3 protein-coding genes are annotated in these 3,042 nt (G+C 42.5%); 2 read left to right on the forward strand and 1 reads right to left on the reverse strand.

The annotated features are described in order from the left end of the window. Positions 1–65: 65 nt before the first annotated feature. Positions 66–665 (reverse strand): DUF998 domain-containing protein, encoded by a 600-nt coding sequence (locus L2748_RS23320; protein WP_220783512.1) that lies wholly within the window; start codon positions 663–665, stop codon positions 66–68. A gap of 449 nt (positions 666–1,114) precedes the next feature. Here L2748_RS23320 and L2748_RS23325 point away from each other — a divergent pair, with 449 nt between their 5' ends. After that, on the forward strand, positions 1,115–1,780 hold the full coding sequence (locus L2748_RS23325) for a potassium channel family protein (protein ID WP_248957797.1): 666 nt from the start codon (positions 1,115–1,117) through the stop codon (positions 1,778–1,780). Between the two features lie 13 nt (positions 1,781–1,793). After that, positions 1,794–2,951: an AI-2E family transporter gene (locus L2748_RS23330; RefSeq protein WP_220783511.1), complete on the forward strand. Its 1,158-nt coding sequence runs from the start codon at positions 1,794–1,796 to the stop codon at positions 2,949–2,951. Positions 2,952–3,042: the final 91 nt, after the last annotated feature.

Genomic DNA, 3,042 nt, shown 5'->3' on the forward strand with positions numbered 1-3,042 from the left:
AATTAGGTGTTCTAAATGAACCGCCCTGTGCGGAGCCGCATGCAGGGTGGTGTGGGGGCTGGAGGCTAGATACCTCCGGCTACCCGATTAGCCGAAAATTGGCAGCATGCAAGTTTATATGCTGCAATACCAAACCAGCCCATTGTAGGAATTGCCCACAACCTTTGGATTAAACCATTAATTTCTTGAGGAATAAACCCTGCGTAAATAAGCCAAAACATAAAAACGTGCAATACAGTAACGGCAACAGATAAACTTTCAAATACACTAGGTTTAATTACATTTTTAAACTCAAGAGCAAAAGCCATAGGAGCAATAATCATGAATATTGATAAGTTATACAAAAGATGAAGCGGAGTTTCGAGTGTCCAAATTCCCGCACTAATCATGCTTATACCAAATAAGGATGTTGCTAACATTGCGGTAGAAAATCGATTTAGGGAGAGTGATTGCATTGCAAATGCGAAACCACACATAGATAACCCAATGATAATGTCAGCTATACGGTGGGTATAAGCATAAATTGGATCTTCTAATGCAACATAACTAATACTTTTTTCAACGAAATCAAAATCAGGAATGACAACTCCAAGTCCTATATTCACTATTGAAGCGATCCAAATGATATGAGCTTGTTTCAGTAACCAGTAGTTTAGATTTTTCACCGTACTTCCTTTTTCGGCTAACAGCTTATTATCCTGCGTCTAGGATAAATCCCTGCTTTCTAATTAAATCCTACTAAACATATCAATGTAACCTATTGATGTAAAGAGACTAATTCTCATCCGATTGTTGTTTTCTAACTATATCGCTCCGCAAAATTGAACAAGAACATTTATCGAGTCCAATGTAAGTCTAACTTGAAAAAGTTAAGCTATTGATACATAGTGTTTATATGTTTTTGAGCTGATCTATCAATGCATACTAAGGCTGTTATTGCTTCCCAAGCTTTCCTCTATATCTAACCCATCTATGTGCTTTTTAGCGTTAAATACTCGCCTAAACCACTCAAAAAATATCAGCAATAGCAGATAAAGTAAGCTATTGTATTGGAAGTATTTAACCAACAAGCAAGCTTTAGCCGAAAAATGATAACTGACAAGGAAGCGCCAGTTTGATCAACAAAGTCATCACTAAAAACAATAATTTTTATTATATGACTGCCGCCTTAGTGGTGTTGCTGTTAAGCGCATCATTAGTTAAGTCGGTAGCTGACGGCATGCTTGAATCTTTGCTGGATGGGGTGATTACCGCGACGTTTCTGGTTTGCGTGGTCAGCCTTGGTATTGATAAGAGCTGGAAGCGCTTTATGCAGGGGCTAATTGTTGTTTGGCTCATTGCTGCAATGCTTAAACGCTTTACCCCCATACCTAATATAGATCTTTTCATGCTGCTGCTTATGTTTGCCTTTTTCTGGGGCACTTTTAGCTCCATTGCCAGACAAATTCTGTTTAGCGGGTCAGTGGACGGCAACAAAATCGTTGGTTCGATTGCGCTTTTTTTACTGCTAGGCTTGATGTGGGCGTTAGTTTATCTATTGATCTTGGCACTGTCGCCCCACGCGTTTAGTGGGGTTGAGCATAGTGTTTGGGGGCAAAATTTTTCTCAAATGGCGTATTTCAGTTTTGTCACTTTGACAACTTTGGGTTATGGCGATATCAGCCCTAACACGCCTTTTGCTCAAGTTGCTGTTTATATGGAGGCCATTGCCGGCGTGTTTTATATGGCGATCGTCGTTGCTAGTTTAGTGAGTTCGGGATTGGCTCATAAGGAAACCTAATAGGAAGCTAAATATGGAAAACCCTATGCAACATAATCAAAGTAAATTGTTCGTCAATAATATGATGGAATCTGCCATTCGTATCGGTTTGCTATTTATATTGGTTGTTTGGACGTTCGATATCATCAAGCCTTTTGTGATCCCAGTGCTTTGGGGGGCAATTATCGCTGTTGCGTTAATGCCAATGACGCAAAAGCTAGAGCGCGCGTTAAAGGGGAGAAGAGGGCTAGCAGCAACGATATTAGCGATAGCAGGGATCACTTTGCTGATTGCGCCATTTTGGATTGTATCTAGCTCACTTTTTGAGGGCGTATCTCATGCCATTGAGGTGTTACAGTCTGGTGAAGTTGATATCCCAGGGCCAACCCAAAAGATTGCCGATATTCCGCTAATAGGCGGTAAGCTGTTTGAAGCATGGGCACTATTTGCAGATAATTTAGAAAAAGCCGTGATGCACTTTTTACCGCAAATTAAAACGGCGGTCAGTGCCGCTGCAGGCATGTTAGGCAGTAGTTTGGGCACGTTAGTGATGTTTATTATTTCGCTAGCCATTGCGGGTGGTTTTATGGCCCATGCTGAGAAATCTGCCGCGGCAGTGAGCACGGTTGCGGTAAAAATTGCAGGGAGTCACGGTGAAGAGTGGACAACATTAACCGCTGCAACTATCCGCAGCGTGTTATTAGGTGTTGTTGGGGTTGCCTTTATTCAATCGATTTTAATTGGTTCGGCACTGTTTACCTTCAGCATTCCTGCGGCAGGCTTGTTTACTTTTATTGTGTTTATTTTAGGTATTGCTCAGTTGCCACCCTTGTTGGTGGTGCTACCGTTAATTTTTTATGTCTTTTCTACTCATGACTCTACTGCGGCGACCATATTTACCGTTTGGGTGTTAGTTGCTGGCGTGTCTGACAGCATATTGAAGCCAATGTTGATGGGGCGAGGCGTTGATGTGCCAATGCCAGTGATTTTAATTGGTGCGATTGGCGGCATGTTAACCGCAGGCATTATCGGTTTGTTCCTCGGCGCTGTGGTATTAGCGATTTGGTATGAGCTATTTATGACGTGGCTTAAAGCGGAAGAGGCGTTAGCTAAACCGTCTGACGCGGCGAATGCTGCTGAAGATAAATTGGTGAGTGCACCTGCTCCTGCAACAGAAAGCGCCGATAGCTAAGTCGGGTGGACGACACTTGTTGCCAAGTGCCGTCTCCCTAAGAACCCAGCGTGCAACTTTCACTGCACTGGGCTCAAGCCTCATATAAAGT

The sequence above is a fragment of the Shewanella sairae genome, assembly GCF_023283535.1.
Classification (GTDB): domain Bacteria; phylum Pseudomonadota; class Gammaproteobacteria; order Enterobacterales; family Shewanellaceae; genus Shewanella; species Shewanella sairae.

Excerpts from the sequence above, each read along its gene's own strand:
- L2748_RS23330 (WP_220783511.1), top strand. The coding sequence starts at position 1,794 with ATGGAAAACCCTATGCAACATAATCAAAGTAAATTGTTCGTCAATAAT.